The sequence below is a fragment of the Mycoplasma sp. 773 genome (genome assembly GCF_053851515.1).
Map to the genome: position 1 here is coordinate 1 of NZ_JBSQAV010000005.1, position 21,102 is coordinate 21,102.

Annotated in this window: 19 protein-coding genes and 1 other RNA gene; 6 read left to right on the top strand and 14 right to left on the bottom strand. The window is 27.4% G+C overall.

The features are described from left to right. The 3 genes from ACWXVJ_RS01500 to rplA all read left to right on the top strand — a co-directional run. A partial coding sequence (locus tag ACWXVJ_RS01500; RefSeq protein ID WP_455966265.1) for a hypothetical protein occupies positions 1-1,244 on the top strand: 1,244 nt, incomplete at its 5' end. 295 nt (positions 1,245-1,539) lie between these two features. After that, positions 1,540-1,983 (top strand): 50S ribosomal protein L11, encoded by a 444-nt coding sequence (rplK, locus tag ACWXVJ_RS01505; RefSeq protein ID WP_438340820.1) that lies wholly within the window; start codon positions 1,540-1,542, stop codon positions 1,981-1,983. Next, the gene (gene rplA, locus ACWXVJ_RS01510) at positions 1,983-2,675 is read left to right on the top strand and encodes a 50S ribosomal protein L1 (RefSeq protein WP_438340819.1); all 693 of its coding nucleotides are present in this window, start codon (positions 1,983-1,985) and stop codon (positions 2,673-2,675) included. The genes rplK and rplA overlap by 1 nt, the downstream gene beginning before the upstream one ends. A 110-nt stretch (positions 2,676-2,785) precedes the next feature. Here rplA and eno read toward each other — a convergent pair whose 3' ends face one another. Then, a complete protein-coding gene (gene eno, locus ACWXVJ_RS01515; protein ID WP_438340818.1) occupies positions 2,786-4,162 on the bottom strand; it encodes a phosphopyruvate hydratase in 1,377 nt (458 codons plus the stop codon). A gap of 150 nt (positions 4,163-4,312) precedes the next feature. On the opposite strand from eno, the gene ACWXVJ_RS01520 reads away from it, so the two are divergent. Further along, complete coding sequence (locus ACWXVJ_RS01520) at positions 4,313-5,014, top strand: hypothetical protein (protein ID WP_455966267.1); 702 nt, start codon at positions 4,313-4,315, stop codon at positions 5,012-5,014. A gap of 48 nt (positions 5,015-5,062) precedes the next feature. After that, positions 5,063-6,496, top strand: a complete 1,434-nt coding sequence (gene tig, locus ACWXVJ_RS01525) for a trigger factor (RefSeq protein WP_438340816.1) — start codon at positions 5,063-5,065, stop codon at positions 6,494-6,496. 414 nt (positions 6,497-6,910) lie between these two features. Here the strand turns inward: tig and hpt are convergent, their stop codons facing one another. The 13 genes from hpt to ruvA all read right to left on the bottom strand — a co-directional run bounded on the left by hpt (position 6,911) and on the right by ruvA (position 20,436). Further along, complete coding sequence (gene hpt, locus ACWXVJ_RS01530; RefSeq protein ID WP_455966269.1) at positions 6,911-7,465, bottom strand: hypoxanthine phosphoribosyltransferase; 555 nt, start codon at positions 7,463-7,465, stop codon at positions 6,911-6,913. Beyond that, entirely contained in the window at positions 7,435-8,106 is a 672-nt protein-coding gene (locus ACWXVJ_RS01535) for a deoxynucleoside kinase (protein WP_438340814.1), read from the bottom strand. The genes hpt and ACWXVJ_RS01535 overlap by 31 nt, the downstream gene beginning before the upstream one ends. A 158-nt stretch (positions 8,107-8,264) precedes the next feature. Beyond that, a complete protein-coding gene (locus tag ACWXVJ_RS01540; RefSeq protein ID WP_455966271.1) occupies positions 8,265-9,137 on the bottom strand; it encodes a tetrahydrofolate dehydrogenase/cyclohydrolase catalytic domain-containing protein in 873 nt (290 codons plus the stop codon). 2 nt (positions 9,138-9,139) lie between these two features. Next, entirely contained in the window at positions 9,140-9,316 is a 177-nt protein-coding gene (locus ACWXVJ_RS01545) for a DUF2188 domain-containing protein (RefSeq protein WP_438340812.1), read from the bottom strand. Positions 9,317-9,939: 623 nt separating this feature from the next. Beyond that, positions 9,940-10,330: a transfer-messenger RNA gene (gene ssrA / locus ACWXVJ_RS01550) on the bottom strand. A 1-nt stretch (position 10,331) separates the two neighbouring features. After that, the gene (gene smpB / locus ACWXVJ_RS01555) at positions 10,332-10,763 is read right to left on the bottom strand and encodes an SsrA-binding protein SmpB (RefSeq protein WP_455966273.1); all 432 of its coding nucleotides are present in this window, start codon (positions 10,761-10,763) and stop codon (positions 10,332-10,334) included. 31 nt (positions 10,764-10,794) lie between these two features. Then, a complete protein-coding gene (rnr, locus tag ACWXVJ_RS01560; RefSeq protein WP_455966275.1) occupies positions 10,795-12,939 on the bottom strand; it encodes a ribonuclease R in 2,145 nt (714 codons plus the stop codon). Between the two features lie 12 nt (positions 12,940-12,951). Next, positions 12,952-13,194 carry a preprotein translocase subunit SecG gene (gene secG / locus ACWXVJ_RS01565; protein WP_438340809.1) on the bottom strand — a complete coding sequence of 81 codons (243 nt, stop codon included), beginning with the start codon at positions 13,192-13,194 and terminating at the stop codon, positions 12,952-12,954. 14 nt (positions 13,195-13,208) lie between these two features. Then, positions 13,209-14,882, bottom strand: coding sequence for an aspartate--tRNA ligase (gene aspS, locus ACWXVJ_RS01570; RefSeq protein WP_444705112.1), 1,674 nt, complete (start codon positions 14,880-14,882; stop codon positions 13,209-13,211). A 1-nt stretch (position 14,883) separates the two neighbouring features. Continuing rightward, positions 14,884-16,143, bottom strand: a complete 1,260-nt coding sequence (gene hisS / locus ACWXVJ_RS01575; protein WP_455966277.1) for a histidine--tRNA ligase — start codon at positions 16,141-16,143, stop codon at positions 14,884-14,886. 15 nt (positions 16,144-16,158) lie between these two features. Beyond that, a complete protein-coding gene (gene secDF, locus ACWXVJ_RS01580) occupies positions 16,159-18,801 on the bottom strand; it encodes a protein translocase subunit SecDF (protein ID WP_455966279.1) in 2,643 nt (880 codons plus the stop codon). Between the two features lie 92 nt (positions 18,802-18,893). Then, entirely contained in the window at positions 18,894-19,841 is a 948-nt protein-coding gene (gene ruvB, locus ACWXVJ_RS01585; RefSeq protein ID WP_455966281.1) for a Holliday junction branch migration DNA helicase RuvB, read from the bottom strand. Continuing rightward, complete coding sequence (gene ruvA / locus ACWXVJ_RS01590; protein ID WP_438340804.1) at positions 19,825-20,436, bottom strand: Holliday junction branch migration protein RuvA; 612 nt, start codon at positions 20,434-20,436, stop codon at positions 19,825-19,827. Before ruvA ends, ruvB begins: the two co-directional genes overlap by 17 nt. A 110-nt stretch (positions 20,437-20,546) precedes the next feature. On the opposite strand from ruvA, the gene ACWXVJ_RS01595 reads away from it, so the two are divergent. Beyond that, positions 20,547-21,095 carry an inorganic diphosphatase gene (locus ACWXVJ_RS01595; RefSeq protein WP_438340803.1) on the top strand — a complete coding sequence of 183 codons (549 nt, stop codon included), beginning with the start codon at positions 20,547-20,549 and terminating at the stop codon, positions 21,093-21,095. Positions 21,096-21,102 lie beyond the last annotated feature (7 nt).

The following is a 21,102-nucleotide window of genomic DNA, read 5'->3' on the forward strand; positions in this document are numbered from 1 at the left end:
TACCTGTTTTGGCAACACCAGTTATAGCTCTATCATGTGCAAATCCTGCTAAACCGGAAAAACCAGATAAACCAGAAAAACCAGCTGAACCAATGAAACCAAAAAACCCAGAAACAAAAACCCCTCAACAAAAAACACCTGATAAAGAAAGTGATACTGATAAAAATCCTAATCCAGATAAACAAGGCGATACTGATCAATCAAAGCAAGGCGATTCAGAGAATGATAAGCCAATTAAACCAGAAATTGAAACACCTGAATCAATTCAATTTAACAAAGACAAACAAGCAGTAATGCTTTTCGCTGAAAAAATTTCTAAGGTTGATATTTCAAAAAATAACTTTGTTGATGAACTTAAAAAAGAAGGGGCTGAGACATTTAAAAAACTTGGTAAAAGTGATTATTATTTCAAAAATGTTTTAACAAAAGCATTTTCATTATTAATTAATCTTGACGATATCATTAAAAAAGATAAAAATCCAAATGTAATTATTCAATTATTAGGTGAAATTGATAACATTTTTACAAAAAGCTTATTCAAGGGACAAATCGATCCTCAACTTAAAAAAGAATTTAACAAAAATGTTAATTTAGGTGTTGAATTGAATAAACTTAATGTTAATTCGGATAAAAAATCAATAGAAGAATTTCAAAAATTACTTGAAGATGAAAAAAAATTAAATGAACTTCTGAAAAAAATTGATATTAAAGAATTTAATTACGAAGATGAAGCGCTTAATAATTCAATTGATAAGGTTAAAATTCTTCTAGGCCTAAGTGTCCCAGAAGTAGTTAAAATTCAATTATTAGGAGAAATTAGTAAGCTATTAACAAAGACAGCAAGTGATTTACTTTTCCCTAAGGGTGAAAATTTAGAATTCGAAGAAAAAACACAACAAGAAAAACAAATCGAAGAAGTTAAAACTATTGTTTTTATGGTTAAAAATCTAAAAATAGAAGCAAATGAATCTAGTTTTTCAAACCTTAAGAAAATGCTTACAGAATACAAAGAAAATTACAAGAAAGATAATGATAAACTTTCTAAATATGGTCTTGGGGGAAACTCATATAATGAAAAATCAATTACCGAAGCAATAAAAACAATTGATGAGCTAATTAAACTTTCAAAAATGAATAACCCAAAAGATGGTAATAATAAAAAAGATCCAAATCTAAAAATTCAATTGCTTGATCATTTAGTTAGATTATTAATGCCAAGTAGTGCTGACTTTTTACAAAACTAAAGCCCTAATAATTTTGTAAAGGTTATTATATAAGGTATCCAAATGTGGATACTTTTTTTATAAATTTAGTTAGAAAAGCATAAAAATTTCTAAAAAATTACTAATATAGAATTCTTATTATGCCTCTATTATGTCGATATTATTTATTTTGATTAAATTTTAAGATAAATATAATGAGTTTATTTTTATAAAATAAGTTATTTGCTATAATTTCTAGGTGCAATGTAAAATTGCCTAAAATGTGGAAGAATTTATTAATTCGTTTGAACCACAATTATCGAAAGGATTTTTAAAAATGGCAAAGGAAATAGTAAAAAAAGCTAAATTACAATTTTTAGCTGGACAAGCCAAACCAGGCCCTGCACTAGCAGGTGTTGGTATTAACATGCCTGAATTTACTAAGGCTTTTAACGACCAAACAAGAGACAGAGGTTCGGAACCGGTTCCTGTATTAATTACAGTTTATAAGGATAAATCATTTATTTTTAAATTATTTACTTCACCAACATCATATAAATTGATTCAAGCTTCAAAAATTAAAAAAGGTAGTGGAGTTCCAAACAAAGAAAAAGTTGGTTCAATTACTTTGGAACAATTAAAAGAAATAGCGGAATATAAAATGCCAGATATGAATGCAATAACTCTAGAAGGCGCTATGCATCAGGTTGCTGGAACTGCTAAAAATATGGGTATTACAGTTGAAGGTTATGAAGAATGACTAAAAGGAAGTGCTAACTAATGGCTAAGAGAGTTACAAAGAACGCTAAAGTTTTAAAAACATTAGTTAACAAAAAAGATATTTACCCTTTAGCAGATGCGATTGAATTAGCTAAGAAAGCTTCATTTGCAAAATTTGACGAATCATTAGATATTGCTATTAAATTAAATTTAGACACAAGAAAATCAGACCAACAACTACGTGGAGCTGTAGTGCTACCAAATGGTACTGGTAAAAGCATTAAAGTTTTAGTGGCTACTGATGAAGTTTCAGCGCAAAAAGCAGCATTAGAGGCTGGGGCAGACTTCGTTTATTCATCTTCAGAACTACCAGAAATTTTAAATCAAGATAAATATGAATTTGATGTGATTGTTGCCGATCCAAAAATGATGCTTGTTTTAGGAAAATATGGTAAAAAGCTTGGTCCAAAAGGTTTAATGCCAAACCCAAAGACAGGAACAGTTACAACAAATCCAGTTAAAGCTGTTGAAGAATTGAAAAAAGGTAAAGCAAATTACCGCGCTGATAAGGGTGGAATTATCCATGCCTCGGTTGGTAAAAAATCAATGCCTACTGAATTGTTGGCTCAAAATGCTGAAACCATAATTCAAACAGTTAAGAGATTAAAACCACAAACTGTTAAGGGAACATATGTTTTAAACATTGTAGTTTCTACTTCAATGGGTGCTGCTGTTAAAGTGAAAATCGATTAATTTGTTTTAAAAAAACTTGGCTTTTTGGCTAAGTTTTTTTAAAACAAAAATAATAAAATTAGACCAAACCCATAACAATTGGGGATTAGGTCTAATTTTATTTTGATATATTATTTTAAATTATAAAATGTCTCTCTTCCTTTAAACTTAGCTCTATTACCTAGCTCATCTTCGATTTTTATTAATCTGTTATACTTAGCGATTCTATCAGTTCTTGACATTGAACCAGTTTTTATTTCTCCGGTGCTAAATGCTACTGATAAATCAGCGATAAATGTATCTTCTGTTTCACCAGAACGGTGTGAGATCACAGGAACTAAATTAGCTTCTTGAGACATCTTGATTGCTTTAATTGTCTCTGTTAATGAACCAATTTGGTTAATCTTAATTAATGAAGCATTAATTGCTTTTTTAGTAATAGCTTCCTTTATATATTGAGGATTTGTTACAATTAAGTCGTCCCCTACTAACTGAACCTTTTCACCATACTTCTCATTCATTGCAATAAATCCATCCCAATCATCTTCATGGTGTGAATCTTCAATTGAAATGATAGGGTATTTATTAATCAATTTACCAAAGTAATTCACAAGTTCTTTAGTTGTAAATTCGTATTTATTTTTAGCATATTTTTCAAAACCAGCTCTTTTATCTAATAATGCCTTCTTAAATTTCTTAAATACATACTTCTTTGTCTCTGAATCATATAGTTCCGAACATGCAGCATCCAAGCAAATTGCAATCGAATTTACGCCTTCTGTTGCAGGATTAAAACCAGCATCCTTAATTGCTTTAACAAGAAAATCAAGTGCTTCCTCATGGGTATGTAAATTAGGTGCAAAACCACCTTCATCACCTACTTGTGTTCCGTGTCCTGCCTTCTTAAGTAATTTAGCTAATGTATGAAATACTTTATTTGCCATTTGCAAAGAGTGTTTAAATGATTTAGCCCCTACCGGCATAATCATGAATTCTTGAAAATCAATGGTATTTGAAGCGTGTTCACCACCGTTAATAACATTTAACATCGGCACCGGCAAAGTAAATGAACTTGCACTAATTTGTTTTAAAGAAGCCAGATATTCATATAATGGCTTTTTAGCTTCGATTGCAGCTGCTTTTGCGCATGCTAGAGATACAGCTAAAATTGCATTGGCACCAAATTTTGATTTTGTTGGAGTACCATCAGCATCAATCATAATATTATCAATCAACTCTTGATTTTTTACATCATGCCCAATTAATAAACTAGCTATTTCATTATTTATATGATCGCAAGCACTTTGAACACCCTTTCCACCAAATCAATTATCTTCATATTTTGTTCCTTTATCACGTAGTTCTAAAGCTTCCTTTGATCCAGTTGATGCGCCCGATGGCACTAGAGCTTCAGCGAAAGCTTTTTTAGTGGTTATCTCAACCTTAACTGTTGGATTCCCTCTACTATCTAAAACTTCATATGCATATATTTTCTTAATTTTAGACATTCCTATTCTCCTTAAAAATTCTTTAAAAATAAAATTAATTTTCGTCATCTAATAACGTTAATTTTTTTATATATAAATTATAGAATTATTTATTAATTTAGAAGCAACATTATTTATTTTAATAATGTTAATAGTGTAAAATTTTATATTATGGATTTAATAGAAAAAGAATTTAATGATTTCATTGATAAAATAACAGAAATAAGATATGACGACCCGCTCAAAGCAATTTATCTCTTAGATAACTCGAGAAATAAATTTGTTATTGATGCAATGCAAAAAGAAATTGACGCTTTCAGAAATACTATATTATTTCAGATTAAAAAAAACAATTTAAAAACAAAAACCAATTTAGATACTTTATCACTAATTAATTCATTAAAAAACAAAAAAATGGATTATATTTTTATGCTTAACTATAATGAATTAAAAAACCGAGATATAAATGAATATCTATCTGAATTTCAATTCTTTTTTAATGGAGATGGTTTTGACAACAGAGGATTTCAAACGCTAATATATGATTTATTGCAAACAAAGAATGTTGATTACAATTACAAAGTTAATAATATAATAATTAATCCTAAAATAGATGGTTCATTTTTAAAAAATGAGGCAATTGCTAAACTGGAAAAAGAAATATTAACAATTTACAGCAATGATGTAGCAAAAAGCAAAATCGCCAGACAAGTATTCAGTGCATATTTATTCAAAAATTGAATTAATATTTTAAAAAATAAAACTATTAGCGAATATGAAGAAATAATCAACGTTACTAAGGTTTTATTTGGCGAAAGGGATGAAAATTCACTATCAGATAATGAAAAATCATTATATTCATTATTTAAATAAATAATGTTATAATAATAACAATATTTTTTATTCAAGGAGAACAAAAAAATGTCAAGAAAATTCAATGAGGAAAATACCGAATTAATTATCGATTATACCATTAATGGCGAGGAGTGAACCAAGGCCTATGAAAAAGCTCAAAAATCATTAGCTAATGATGTTACAATTCCTGGATTTCGAAAAGGTAAAGCCCCTTTAAAAGAAGCTCTAAAAAGAGTTGATCCATTTAAAATTTTTAATAAAGTAATTCATGATAAATTTGATGATGTTTATAAAAATCATATAATTACTCAAATTAAAGACGAAGATAAAATTATTAATGATTATCACCCTAGTTTTGATGTTAGTGATTATTCTGACCAAGGTGCCACATATGTATTTAGATTCCCTCTATTTCCTAATGTAAATTTAGGTGAATATAAGAAACTTAATACTAAGTTAAACATTGCAAACATTGATAAAAAGATGATTGAAGGTACCAAAGAAACAATTCTAAAAAATTACGCTGTTTCCATTGAATCTAATGAACCAATAAAAATGGGTGATAGTGTAAATTTTGATTTTACTGGTTACATTAATGGTGAAAAATTTGAAGGCGGAGAAGCTGAAAAATTTGACATAGTAATAGGATCAAATCAATTCATTCCTGGCTTCGAAGAACAAATGGTCAATCTAAATCGTGGTGAATCAAAAGATATAAATCTTAAATTCCCTGAAACATATCATGCAAAAGAATTAGCTGGAAAAGATGTAGTCTTTAAAGTAAAAATTAATTCAGTTAAAACAAATAATTACCCAGAGGTAAATGATCAATTCTTAAAAGAAGCAAAAATAAATCCATTAGTAAACACTATCGAACAATTTAATGAATATGTTGAATTTGAAGCAACAAAAGCAGTTTTACAAGTAGCTTCGCAAACCTACACAGATGAAGCAATCAACGAAATCATCAAAAACTCTTCAATAACAATTTCTAACATAATTATTAATGAAGAAGCTGAAAAATATTATAAAAGTTTTATTCAACAGCTAAAACAAAAGGGGATTAGCGAAAGAGATTATTTTGAATTCACAAAAACCAATAAAGAGGATGTTCTAAAAACATATCAAGATGAAGCCTTTAAAAATCTTTTTAAATCATTTGTTTTAGGAAAAATTGTAGATGAGGAAAATCTACAAATCACTGATGAAGAATATGAAAATAAGGTTAATGAAATAGCTAAATCATATAATTTAAAACCAGAACAAATAAAAACCTTCGTATCAAAGAAATCATTAGAACAAAATGAACTACCACATAAAATTTTTACTCTACTAGTTAAATTTAGCGATTCTGAAAATTATGAAAAATATAGAAAATTAGAAGAAAATATAAAACAATATGAAAAGAATGTTGAACAAGCTATTGTTAAAATGGTACAATCAAAACCTAAGGACAATGATAAAGAATCAACAACTAAGGCTGATAAGGCTGAAAAATAGATAAACGCAAAAATAAAAATGCAAGATTAAAGTCTTGCATTTTATAATTTCTTTTAATTATTCAGCAATGAGTGTATGCTTTGTGTATCAAGCAACAACCCTTTGTGGCAAGATAAAGAAAGTATAAAAACCAAATGTTACAATACCTAATAGTCATTATTTAATAAATGAACCAAATAATTTGTCCACTTGTTCCATCAAATTTCAATCTTCTAGCGCTTAAATGGTGTGGTTTGCAATAAATTTTTGTCTTGCACAATAAACTCATGGTATAGCAATTCCTAATGTAAAAACAAGTGATAAAATAATTCCTCAACGGAATAAAAAACTGTAAAAAATCAATGTTTTAATGCTGAAACCTCATATATTGAAGAAGGCTCATTTTTGTTTGTTTTTTCCTTTATTTAATCACAATTAAATAATGCTTTTTTTAATTGTACCTATATAAGGCAGCTGTCTCATTTTTTCTTCTCAATCAAAACCAAAACCAACAACAAAGTCTTCTTTTTGAATAATAAAACCATAATTATCAGGCTCAAATTTCACAATTCTACCACTAGGTTTATTTAATAAAGTAAGGACCTTAAGACTCTTAGGATTTCTAGATTTCAAAATTGACACAACCTTAGTCATAGTTTTTGCTGTATCGACAATATCTTCAACTATTAACACATCACGACCCTCGATATTATTAACAAGATCAAGAATTATCTTAACATTTCCTGATGGTTTGTCTTTCCCATCATATGAACTAGTTATCATAAAATCCGTAATAAAATCTATGTTAATTGTTTTTATCAATTGAGCATAAAACGGTAAGCATCCTTTTAATAAACCGACAAGAATTAAGTTATTTGAATTTTTATATGTTTCATTAACTCAATTGCTTAGTTCAATTATTTTTGATTCCAATTGTTCTTGGTTGAAAAGAACTTTTTCTATTCGTGGATCAATTGTCTTAACTGCCATTGTTTTTCCTCTTCATCAATAATTTTTACTACTTGCTTATATACCTCATCCTCAGATAAATTGTTTGTATCGATAATTTTGTAATTAAGTTGAAAATCATCAGCAAGTTCTCTAAAAATTTTATAATAATTTTCATGCAAGTTCTTGAAATAATCGTAATTAAGATCTCAATTATCTATTTCAATAGCTCTCCCTCGCTCAAAAATTCTTTTCTTAAAAGTATCAAAACTTATATCAAGAAATATTACTAAGTCCGGTAATTCGCTTTTTGTAATTAACTTAGAAAATAAGGCTTTGAAGCCATCAAAATATTTAGGTTCCTTTTTGCTAAGAATTAACTTAGCAAAAATATAATGTTCAATAGAAAATCTATCCAAAAACAAATGCCGATCTATATCGGGTTTATCTTGCAATTTATTATAAATTTCCATAAATTTTGCTGAATGGTTTTCAATAATAAAACTTTGAAAACTAATAGTTAAATTTTGTTTTTTCTCATATAATCACTTTAAAAAAGTATTGAATACCTCATCATTTTCTTCAAATTCATTCAGTAGTAAAGAATTTTTATAATGATTAGCTAATTTGGAAGAAAGCGAACTTTTTCCCGCAGCAATCATTCCACTTATTCCTATTATCATAAAGACCCCCTAAATAAGAAAAGTAAAAATATTTAAATTATTTTACTAAATGTTGTAATCAAAAAATAGTAAAAAAATAAAAAATAGCAATTTGTGTAATATGCTATTTTTTTATAAAAAAACAGTTAATAATTATATTAAAAAACATATAAAGTTAATTATAAATCTATCAATATTTTTGATAAAAAATTTAAATCGTTTTGTATATCATATGCCTTAACCAAATTAAGCATTAAGGCAATGATAGTCATAGGTCCAACACCGCCAGGTACTGGAGTTAAATATGATATTTTGTTATTTATCTTAGAAATATCAATATCACCGACAATTAAACCATTTATTCGATGTATTCCTACATCAATAAGGACAACATTATCCTTTAATTTTATTCCGTCCAGGCAGCCACGGCAACCAGTTGCTACAACAACTAAATCATTCAATAATAAATCGTCCTTCGGAGTATTAATATCATATCTTCTTACATGAGACCCATTTTGCTCAAAATAATCAGCAAGCGGCTTTCCAACTATCTTGCTTTGACCGACAACGGCAATATTCATATTATTAAAATTAATTTGATATTTTTTTAATAATATAACAACACCAAGAGCTGTAGCAGGGAGAAATGAATTAAAATTAGTTAGAAAATTTGCTTCTTGATTCCATTGTGTCAAACCATCAATGTCCTTAGTTATATTAATGCAATTAAGTAACTCTTGTAGATTTTTGACTTTATCCGTTTGCAAAGGAAGCTGAACTAAAAAACCGGTTGTTTCTTTGTTCAGAATATCAATATTATGCTTTATTTCTTCTTCTGATACGTTTCTATTTAATTTTATTAATTTTGTTTTAAACCCAAGGAAATGAGCAATATTTAATTTATGCTTTATATATATATTAGATTCCTCAAGATCACCAACCTGTAATATACCTAAAATTGGCATTTTATCTTCTGCCATGTTTTCAAATTGCTTTTTTATTTTAGTTTGTATTTCTTCCTTAGTTTTTTTACCATCTAAAATATTGTACATTTTTATACTTTTCTAAATGCACCAGTCTTACTTTGCACATTAATTGACGTTGTATCCTTCAATGACTTTGCATAATCCATAGCTTCTTTTTGCGTTTTAAAAACTCTCAAAGCTCTTTGTCCTTTTGGGTTTTTTACTGCCCATCCATCAGGATGATTTACGACTAATCTCACTGCCATTATTTTTCCCCTTTTATTTTAAGATTTACAATAAAAATACTTTATATATTATAAAATCATACATTATTTTTTAATTAAAAATAAGCTATTTTATTTAAAAAAAATAAAAAAACTTTTTTGTTATTAATATATTTTTTTATCAAAAAACCGGATTAAATTATTTTCTAAACTTTCCATCAAAAAAAGCAATAAAATAGGTTTTTATGATAATTGTAAAATTTAACTTAACAATTCGACGAGATTACAATTGTTATTTTGAAATAAAGCCACCACAAATTAATAATTTCATAAATTTATTTATTTGCTAAATATCTTAAATATTTTAAAATTTGCTATCTCCCAAAATTTTAAAAGGCCATTTCTTTCGATATCTTTTGAGTTTTTTTGTAAATTGAAAAAATAAATTTTAAGGAGTTTTTTTAATAATGGCGACTCTTTAACTTTCTGCATCTATCATTTTAATTGACGTTGGTATATCGGTGATTCCTCTTATTTAGTTATTAATATTGCTATTTGTTTAATAAAAATTTTTACTATAATTTTTATCTAATTATTTTTATAATTGATTCTTAACATAAACAAAAAAACATGATGCCAAGGCATCATGCTAGTGTATTTACATTTGGTGGAGATGCGGGGAATTGAACCCCGGTCCATACATTGTAATATTTCAATATCTACAGTTTATTCTATTTTTATGCTAACCAGTTTTAATTAAAATAGAAAAAAATTAAAAGGGTGTCAGTTTGTTTGAGTCATTCAGCCCTTAACTGAAACAGTACTGAATCAAGCCCAACACAACAAAATTCTTAAATGCGGGCCACATTATAAGATTTTGACCAGATTTTAATTAAGCAAATACTGGATTTAATTGACGATTCATAACGTTTGTCATGAAGTAGTCTTTTTCTTTTTTGTTTTCTAAGTTTGCATTTAAAAAGCCTAGAAGTATTATGGTTTACAAGACCACTGCAATTGAAATACGTAAATATTTGTCGAAGCCATTACATCCCCGTTAATATATTTTTCTAAGGTTTCTTTTTAGCTCTTCTTGTTTAATTTTTTCACGTTTATCGTATTTTTTTAATCTTTTAGCCAAAGCAATTTCAACTTTTATATAATTGTTCACTCAATAAATCGAAAGGGGAACCATTATTAAGCCTAATCTATCAATTAAATTACTTATTCTCAAAATTTCTTTTTTATGCATCAATAATTTTCTTGATCTATCCAATTCGCCCTTAACTAGCATATATTGAGAAATATACAAATTATTAATCCAAACCTCATTTTTGTTGCTAATAGAGCAAAAAGCATTATCTATTTTTGCATTTTGTGCCCTCAAACTTTTTACCTCTCAACCAAGTAATGAAATTCCTGCCTCATAAGTACTATGAATCTCATAATCAAATTTAGCAAATTTATTTTTTATAATTAACTTTGGCATAAATAATATTATAAGATCAAAAAAAGAAATATTAACACAAAGACGCATTAATATTTCCCTTTTCTCTTTCAATCCCAATAATTTTTATTTTATAATTATGGCCAACCTTGAATAAAAGGCGGTCGCCTTTAGCTTCATAATTGGAAATTTTTATAACATTATCATCCAAATCTTCAAATCTTATTAAAACACTTGTTTGATATTCGTTAATATTAAAAAATACTCCAAATTTTTCAATAGAAACGGCCGTAGAAACAAATGTCTTATTGATTAGTGATTCAAAATATTCAGCTTTTCTAATATCAACAATGTCTCTTTCAACAGTCATTGCCGTTCTTTCACTTTCAGAATTCATAAGCGCAATTTGTTCAATTTTACTAGATTCCTCCGAAAACTGTTCATCGCTAATTTTTTTACGAGCAAACAAATATTTCTTAATTAAACGATGCAATAATAGATCAGGATATCTTCTTATTGGTGAGGTAAAATGTGAATAATATTTAGAAGCAAGACCAAAATGACCGATATTTTTAGATGAATATACTGCTTTTTGCATTGTTCTAAGAAAAGCATTTTTTATATAATCATCCAATCCTTTTTCTTTTAGTTTATTTACCATTTTTGAAAAACTTAATGGGTTTCCATCAAAAGGTACCAATATATTATTTAAATGTGCAAATTTAATAAGTTCTTGAAGCTCAAAAAGCTTATCATCAGATGGTTTATCATGAACACGATATATTGAAGGAATATGGTTTTCAAACATCATTTCCGCTATTGTTTCATTTGCTCTAACCATAAAATCTTCAATCATATTTTCACTTTCGCCGTCCTCTCTTATTTTGATGTCTACTACCTTATTATTTTCTATAATTAACTTTGGTTCCTTAATTTCAAAATTAACATAACCTTCTTTGATCTTATATTGTCGAATAATTTTTGATATTCTTTGCGAATCATCCATTAATTTTTTTAATTCTAATGATACATTTATCTTTTTATTAAAATAATCATTCACTTCATTATAAGTTAGGCGATAATTAGAATTAATTACACTTTCATAAATATCTTTTTTAACATTATTACCTTCTTTATCTATTTCTAACTCAAGTGTAATAGTACATCTATCGACATTAGGGTTTAATGAACAAATTCCATTAGATAATTCATAAGGTAACATAGGTATAACCTCACCTGGCAAATAAATTGATGTACCCCGAAGCAATGCCTCACTATCAATTTTGCTTCCTTCTTTTACATAATAAGAAACATCCGCAATATGAATATAAAGTTTTGTATTACCATTAGGTAACACAAAACATGATATCGCATCATCAAAATCCTTTGTATCTAGACCATCAATAGTAACAGTTAATAAACTGCGTAAATCTTTGCGTTGTTTAATTTCATGATCACTAACAGATGTAGGCATATTAGAAGCTTCTAGAAGAACACTATCATCGAATTTCTGGCTAACTTCATTTTCTGCGAGAATTTTAGCAAAGGGAAATTCAAAAGAATTAATATTTGTAATAATTCTATTAAACTTAATAGCAATATTTTTTTCATTTGGTTCTAAAACAAAAACCTCAACAACATCATCTCTATTTATATTTTTAGGTATATTCATTAAATTAAAAATCTCAAACTTTCCTTTATCTCGATCATTTGATGCTTCGAAATAAATCTTCCCATTATGCGATCTTAAGAAATTTCCTATCAAAATATTTTTTTTATGTTTTAATAGTTTTGTAATTTTTGCCTTATATAACAATTCATTTTGATCGTTATAATAATAGAAAATTTTGGCCTCTATTAAATCGCCATCAAGTAGATTTCTTGTTTCAAATGGAAATAAAATTGCAGATTTTTTCTTCGATTCATCATTAGCGTCAATAAAATCAATAAAACCTAATCTTTTATTAGTTATTGCAACAATATCTTCGACCATTGTAAGATAAAAAATAGGAATATAGGAACCATCCCTCTTGTATTCGATTTTTTCGTTTTCTTCCAATTTTTTAAGTATTAATGATAAATCAGTATTTAATGATGGATGTATGTTTAATTTCTTTACAATTTCCAAAAAACTTAAACCTTGTGGATGAGATTGAATGAATTTTAATATCTCAACTGAGTCTAATTTTTTAACATTTTTAAAAAATTTATTGTTCATTATATATAAGTTTTAACCTTGTTGTCAAACAACGCGCAAAATAATTGCAAATATAAACATTAAAATACCTAAGGAAATCATCGACCATTTAAGAACTTTTTTAATTCCGCGTTCTTTTGAAATTTTAAATAGGTCAAGATCATTGCTACCAACAAGTGCACCGCTAAAACTATTAGAATCTGGGGCCATCATAAACGATATTCCTATAATACCTAAGGATATTATTAAAAGAATTACAACTAATGCTCATACCATAATATTATTTTCTCCTAACTCTTAATTTCTATCCCATACTCAGCAAGTTGATCTTTTGCTAATTCTGATGGCGCTGAAGTAAGCAAATCTACACCTTTTGCGTTTTTTGGAAAAGCAATAACATCCCTTATGGATAATGATTTAGTTAAAATCATTAAAACTCTTTCAATACCAAATGCAATGCCACAATGCGGTGGTAGGCCGTATTCAAATGATTTTAAGAAGAAGCCAAATCTTGATTGTTGTTCTTTTCTTGATATTTTTAAAATATCAAAAATCATTTTTTGAATATTGAGATCATGAATTCTAATCGATCCAGAACCTAGCTCAAAACCGTTTAAAACTAAATCATATGATTTAGCTCTAACCTTATTAAACTCATCATTTTTCAAATAATGAACAGTAGATTCATCAAATTGAGTAAACGGGTGATGTGCAGGAGCATAAGAATTAGTTTCCTTATCAAATTCAAACATTGGCCAATTAACTATTCACAAAAAGTTTAATTTATTAGGATCTGCTAACTTATATAGCTCATTCAATAGTGTTCTTATTGCACCCAAGGCTTTTAAAACATTTTCTTCATCGTTACCGGCCGATATTAAAGCGATCGGGTTTGATAAATGAGTTGACTCTTTTTTTGTTGCAAGGTGTTTGCTAACTTCACATGATGGGCAAGTTAAATCTAACGTTTCAAAAAACTCACCACCATTCTTATAAAAAATTTCATTAATTATATCAATATGCTCATTAACATCTCGGTCAAATATTATACCCTTTACATATTTCATTCCGAATTTATCACTCAATTCCTCTGAATAATCTTGAATTAAATATGGATATCTTGTGTCGGGTTTATCGTTTCCATAATGTTTCATTGAGTATTCGAAATCCATTCGTGGAAATTTTGTTTCAATATTATAGCCTAACTTTCCCAGAACTTCTGCTCACATTTCCTCACATAATGCAAAAATTTCTTCCTCCGAGCCAAAAGACATTTCAATATCTAATTGAGTAAATTCTGGTTGTCTATCCTTTCTTAAATCCTCGTCTCTAAAAACTCTTGCTAGTTGAAAATATTTTTCAACACCTCCAGCCATCAATAATTGTTTAAATAATTGAGGTGATTGAGGTAGAGCAAAAAACCTTCCTTTTTTTCTTGTTGGCACCAGGTAATCTCTTGCGCCTTCTGGAGTTGATTTAGCTAAAATAGGTGTTTCAACCTCAATAAAACCTTTCTTATCGAAAAAATTTCTAATATAAAGCGATAATTTATGTCTAATTTTAAGATTGTTCAATACTTTTTTATTTCGAATATCTAAAAATCTATATTCTAGACGTAAATCCTCATTTGCAGAATTATTCTTATCATCTTCAATATCAAAAGGGATTTGTTTAGATGAATTAAGAATTTGATATTCATTAACTAAAACTTCAATTTCACCTGTTTTTAAGTTTGCATTAGCATCAAGGCGCTTCTTAACGATACCATTAACCTTAATGCAACTTTCCTTGGTTAAAAGTGGGTCAGAAATATTAACAAACACCAATTGAATGATACCGCTAGAATCTCTCAAATCAACAAACATTTGATTCTTAAATTTTCTCTTAGTTGCCACTCAACCAAACAATTCCACACTATTACCTATATTATTTATATCTAAATCTGCACAATATATTTTTTTCATTTTATATTACATCCTTTATTATCTCTTGAAATTGTTTGATGTCATGGTATTTATGAATAATTTCAATATCTTTAATTTTTATTTTTATTTCTTGATGTTTTGAATTTAATTCCTTAAATATGAGCATTCTAGGTTTTAATTGATAATTTAATTTAAAAAGTTGTTTAACTGAGCATTTTTCATTAATGAATTCAATGTTGTACTCTTTTCTTAAATCATAAGCGATTTTTAATATTTCATCTTTTTCGTGATCATTTATATAACCTATAAGAATATCTAAATCTTCTTTTATCTCTTCGTATTTGTCAATGTTATAAGCAATTATGTTAGATATTCTATCAACGCCGAAAGCGAACCCGATCGATCCGATCATAGGGCCGCCGAAAGATTCAACCATTCCATCATATCTGCCACCAGCAAGAATTGTTGATTTCGAACCAAGAGCCTTCGAATCTGAAACAAATTCAAAGACAATATCTGTATAATAGTCCAATCCTCGCACTAAATATGGATTAACCTTATATCTAATATTAAATTTATCTAGCAAAATTAACAATTCATTAAATTCCTGCTTTTCATTATAACTTAAGAAATCAAGTAATTTAGGAGCATTCATTACAAATTCTTTTTTATTTTCCTCTTTATCATCAAGAATTCTAAGGGGATTTTTTTCTAATCTAATTTTTGAAATTTCACTTAGTTGATCTCTATATTTTAAAAAGTAATCCTTTAAGTATGCAATATATTTATTTCTGCTTTCAATGCTACCAAGATTATTAATTTCTAAAATAGAATCATTTATTTTTAAATCATTCAAGAAATCATTAGCAAATTTAATTGCCTCAAAGTTAGAGAAAACTGATTTTTTTTCGATTAATTCAATTCCACCTTGAATAAATTGTCTATATCTACCCTTCTGTGGTCGCTCATATCTAAACATAGGACCAAAGTAAAATAATTTTGCCTTTGTAAAATTATTTATCTTATTTTCGATATATGCTCTAATAACTGATGCTGTGCCTTCAGGCCTTAAGCTAATAGTTCTATTGCCGTTATCACGAAAAACATACATTTCTTTTGTTACAATGTCACTAGTTTCACCAGCTGCTCTTATAAAAAGATTATAGTCTTCAATAATTGGTGTTTCAATAAATTGGAAATTATATTTTTTGCTTATTCCCTCAAAAGTCTTACGAATAAAATTTAGTATTTTAGCCTCTTTATTATAAATATCCTGTGTGCCTTTTAATCTTTTGAACATATATTCCTCACTAAATTACATCGAAAAATCATTAATACCAATAAAGGTTTGCTCTTGGATTTTTTCTGTTTTTCAAAAATCATTTTCAATTCTTTTGTGTTTATTTTTATATCTTAAATTAATTAAATGTTCTAATAGTCTTGGAATGATAAACATGTTTAAATATCAAGTAAATAACAATGCTAATTGAAGTGAAAATATTGCATTAAACGATACACTCACAAGCAAGAATGGAGCTGATGATAATAATACAAATCCCAAAATAACATTAAATGTTTGAATAGTAAAGGTATCACTTATTAATATTTTGATAATATTATGAACCTGGGTTGGATTATAAATAAAGTTCTTGGTATTAGTATCTTTTAAAATTTCATCTTTTATGATTGATGAATTAATTACCGAATCAACAATATTGATAAACGAAACAAATAATAAACCGTCAAACACAAAATTATCAATTTTAGTTCTAAAGATAATGAATATCCCTAACACTAAACCAATCAAAAGAATTTGTTTTACTATAAAAATAACTGCTGATTGCATTGAATATCTAACTGTGATATATATGAATATGCAAATATTGGTTAATAGCATTAATAGAGAGATTCAGGCAGTTGAATACCCGATGCTGTTATTTCCTAAAGCATTAGAGCTAGTTACTAAAGTAACATCTGCATAATTCTTTGAATTAAATAACTTTAGCAATTCGTTGTTTATTAAATTGCTCATATCCATATTAGAATAAATTAATAGCGAATTTAATCCGTTTTCACTTGCTTTTACTTTCTCGATTAAAGCACCTTCATTATGAGAAATAATAAAATTTTGCAATTCATTTAATATAGTAGTTTGTCCACTAATATCAACGCCATTTTTGAAATTTAAACCAACACTATAAATAAACTTAAATTTTAAATTAGAATCGACATTAAAACCTAATAATGCTGACTTTTGTATTCCGGAAAAGGAACCAAATATTAATATTGACACCATAAGAATAGCGATAATAGGAATAATAAGTAGTCTTACTTTAAAGAAATTATTAATCTTTAAAGTAAATTTATGTATTTTTTTATTTGCACTTAAAAGCAAATACTTCTTATTATCAAACGATTCGGTTTGAATTATAAGTCTAAACAATATGGTATTTAAACCAATAACAATAAAAGAAATTAACAAAGCGCCAATACCCATTAACGCACCAATAGTTGAAGAATGATTAATATTTAAATAGAAAGCCAAAATGGCCCCAATGCCTATAACAGCTACTACATCAAGCCCAGATATCAATGACCTTTTTGTCGCCTTATTAATAGCCTTATTAGTATTCGAACCTTCCTTAATTTCCTTTGCAAAGATGTGCAATTTTCTAATTAATAAACTAAATGCAATAAATAGTAACATAATTACTGTTAGTCCAATTATTGAATTTATAACTACACCAAAAGCAGTTATGATTGATAAAAATACAAATATCAAGAATGCCAACGTAACACTAGCAGTTACACCAAGTAGTCTGTACTTTATTAATAAAAATAGTGACATAACGGCTCACATAACAACTATAGCAATGATATATGAATCAAATTGTCTATATGATTTAGTAATAAAATAAGAAGTTTGTTTTTCTAATTTAAATGGTGTATATGAGAAATTAATTAAAGAAGTTAATTGTTTATTTGAATAACCATTAGAAATGTTATTAATTAAGTAAAATATTGAATCACGTTTTTTTGATGAAATCAACGAGATAGGAGATATTGCAGAAATTAAATATCTTTGGGCATTAATTGAATATTTTAAGCTTGGTTTTAATGTCTTTAATACTTTTCCGTCCTTATCGCGTGTAACATCATCACCTGCTTTATTATTGGCATATGCATAATTAACAGGATTATTTTTTGCTCTATCTCAATTTTCTCTATCATTTTGAATGGCATTTTGAATGAATTCATCCAAATTTAACCAAAAGTATACTTTTGAGCTAGGGTCATCTTGACCTTGTCCTTGTTGTTGAAAACCTCTTATAAAATAATCATATGCAAGGTGTGTAAATTGATCTCATGCATAACTATTCAATTTAATTTGAATTCTATCTGCATAACCCTCAGGTATTTTATCACTTGCGGGATTTGGATCTAAATCCATGTTAAAATTTTGAGACCCTTCATCAATGAGCTCTTTCAACCCATGGAATGAGCTTTCATTACCTTGATATCTACCTTTATAAAATAATGGATTACCATTATGATCGGTAATTGTTAAATTAGGTTTTTTAATTAATGAGTCTAAAAGCTGTTTTTGGGATTTATCATCAGTTGCTGACAAATCTTTTACTTCAATAAGATTATTAGACAATAAATTAACATCATAGTTAGAAGTTAATTTATCACCTTTTTCTTGAAGGTACTGCTTTACAATATCTGCAATTTTATTTGGTTGTAATTCGTTTTTAGAACTTGTTTGGTTGCTATTTTTTTGAATTTTTAAAACTGTTTTAGTTCCGATAATTTCATTATTAGTACGATTAAATTTATTCAATGTTGGTGTTAAATAAAAAATAGAACCAAAAATAAATGCTAACAACATCCCAATAAATATAAAAATACTAAAAACTCATTTTATTGCAGGGCTAATTTTATTTTTTTTATTCATAGGTACAATTATATAATAATTGTTATATTTTGAATATATTTTAATAGTTATAAAGTTTTAAATTAAATATAAAAAACATAAAAACTTATTAGTTATTTATTAATTGATTCTAGATATTCAATTCCGTCGCTGGTTATTCTTCGACCCCTAACAGTTTTTTCAACGAACTTTTTTACTAAAAGAATAGGCTCTAAATCATTAATTATTGTTACCTTATCATCTTTTAAAATTGAACTTATAGTATCTAAAGAAGCACTTTTATTTTTAAATACATTTTTTAAAATACTCAAATATTCAACCTGAAAAATATTTAATCCCCCGGGATATATATCTAGATACTCAAATGATTCCTTTACCAAACTTGCTTCTATTTGATTTAAGTTTCGAAATAATGCAAAGTTATAAACTCTTTTTAATAAGTTGTTAGCAATCCTTGGAGTAGATCGACAGTTTCTTGCTATTTCCTCAATTGCATCTGGTGCGATTATAATGTTATTTCTATTGGCTGAATTACTGATTATCTCTTTAATTTCTTCGTTACTATAGGGCAATAATTTTCCGATATATCCAAATCTATCTTTTAGTGGATTTGATACTAAATTAAATTTTGTAGTAGCCCCTATTAATGAGAACTTATTTAAATTTAATCTCATTATTTTCATATCACCTTCAACACCAACGGGCAAATCAATAACATAATCTTCAATGGCAGAGTATAATAATTCCTCAATATTCTTATTTATACCATGAATTTCATCAATAAACAGAATATCATTTTCACGCAACGAAGAAAACAAAGTTAATATATCACTTTTCTTTTGAATCAGGGGCCCTTGCACATAAATGATGTTACTTTGAGTCTCATTAGCAATTATTTGAGCTAAGGTAGTTTTCCCTAATCCTGGTGGCCCGTAAAATAATAAATGGTCAATAGGCCTTTTTTGTTTTAGTGCTGAGTTTATCATCACTTTTAAAGTAGATGTAATCTTATTTTGCCCAATAAAATTATCAAAACTTTTTATTCTAAATTCTTGCTTCATTTTGTTTTTGACTAATTATTTTAATTGCATTTTCAACAGATTCTTCAATATTGCTCGTTAATTCCATATTATCAAGAGCAAGTCTGATCTGATTATTTTTGAATCCTAACATTTTCATTGTTTCTTCAAATTCTTTTAAAACTGTGTTGTTTTTTGAAACTTTATTGAATTTTTGCATTTCTTCATCACTCATCTTTGAAATAAATTTAATATATTTATCCTTTAAGGTCAATAAAATTGCATTAGCAATCTTTGGCGATACATAAGGTACCTTTATTAACTCTTCTTTATTAGAGTTTGCAATATAATTAATAATATTTTCTCAACCTGAATTTAATATTGAAATAGCAGTTTTGGGGCCTAATCCTTGCAATGAAATTAAATCCTCAAAAACTACCATTTCTTTAAAATTGTCAAATCCATATGTCACCCTAGAATATTCATTGTTTATTTCAGATATAAATATTTTTCTCACCTCCCCTGCTTTAAATCTACTCATTTGTGGCGCATAAATAAGTTCACCTCTACCATTGTGGTCTAAAATAAAATAATTTGTATTTGTGTGTACAATTTTTCCGTATAAATAAATTGTCATTTTTTTCTTCCTCCTGAATTCAAATATAAGTGCGAAATTTTAAAAATCATCGACTTTAAGAAAAAATAGGGAAATTTTTTAGAAAAAATAAAAATTGGTAAAATTTATTTATGAAAAATGTAATAGTAAATATAGAAATTCCTAAAAATTCAAATATTAAATATGAGTATGATCGAAAAACCAAAAAAATAAAAGTTGATAGAATTTTGCGTGAGGGTTTTAGATATCCAGCAAACTATGGTTACCTTTCAGAAGCACTTGATTGAGATGGTGATGAACTAGATGTCTTGGTTTATTCACCTGAAATTTTTATGCCAGGTGTCTCAGTTGAAGCTAGAATTATTGGAGCAATGAAAATGATTGATTCAGGTGAAACTGATACTAAATTAATCGCCGTTCATGCTGATGATTATCGTCTTGATCACATTAAATCATTGGATGACTTGGATAAAATGTGACTACATTCAGTAGAAATATTCTTTAAAAACTATAAATTCTTCAAAGGCCCAAATATTACCAGCATAACTGGATTTGAAGATGCAAAATGAGCGCAAAATGAATATAATGAATGTGTCGAATTAATGCAAAAATACGGCTCTCTTACTAAAGAGGAATTCATTAAAAAAATGAAAGAATTACACCCAGATAAATATCTATAAAATGTAG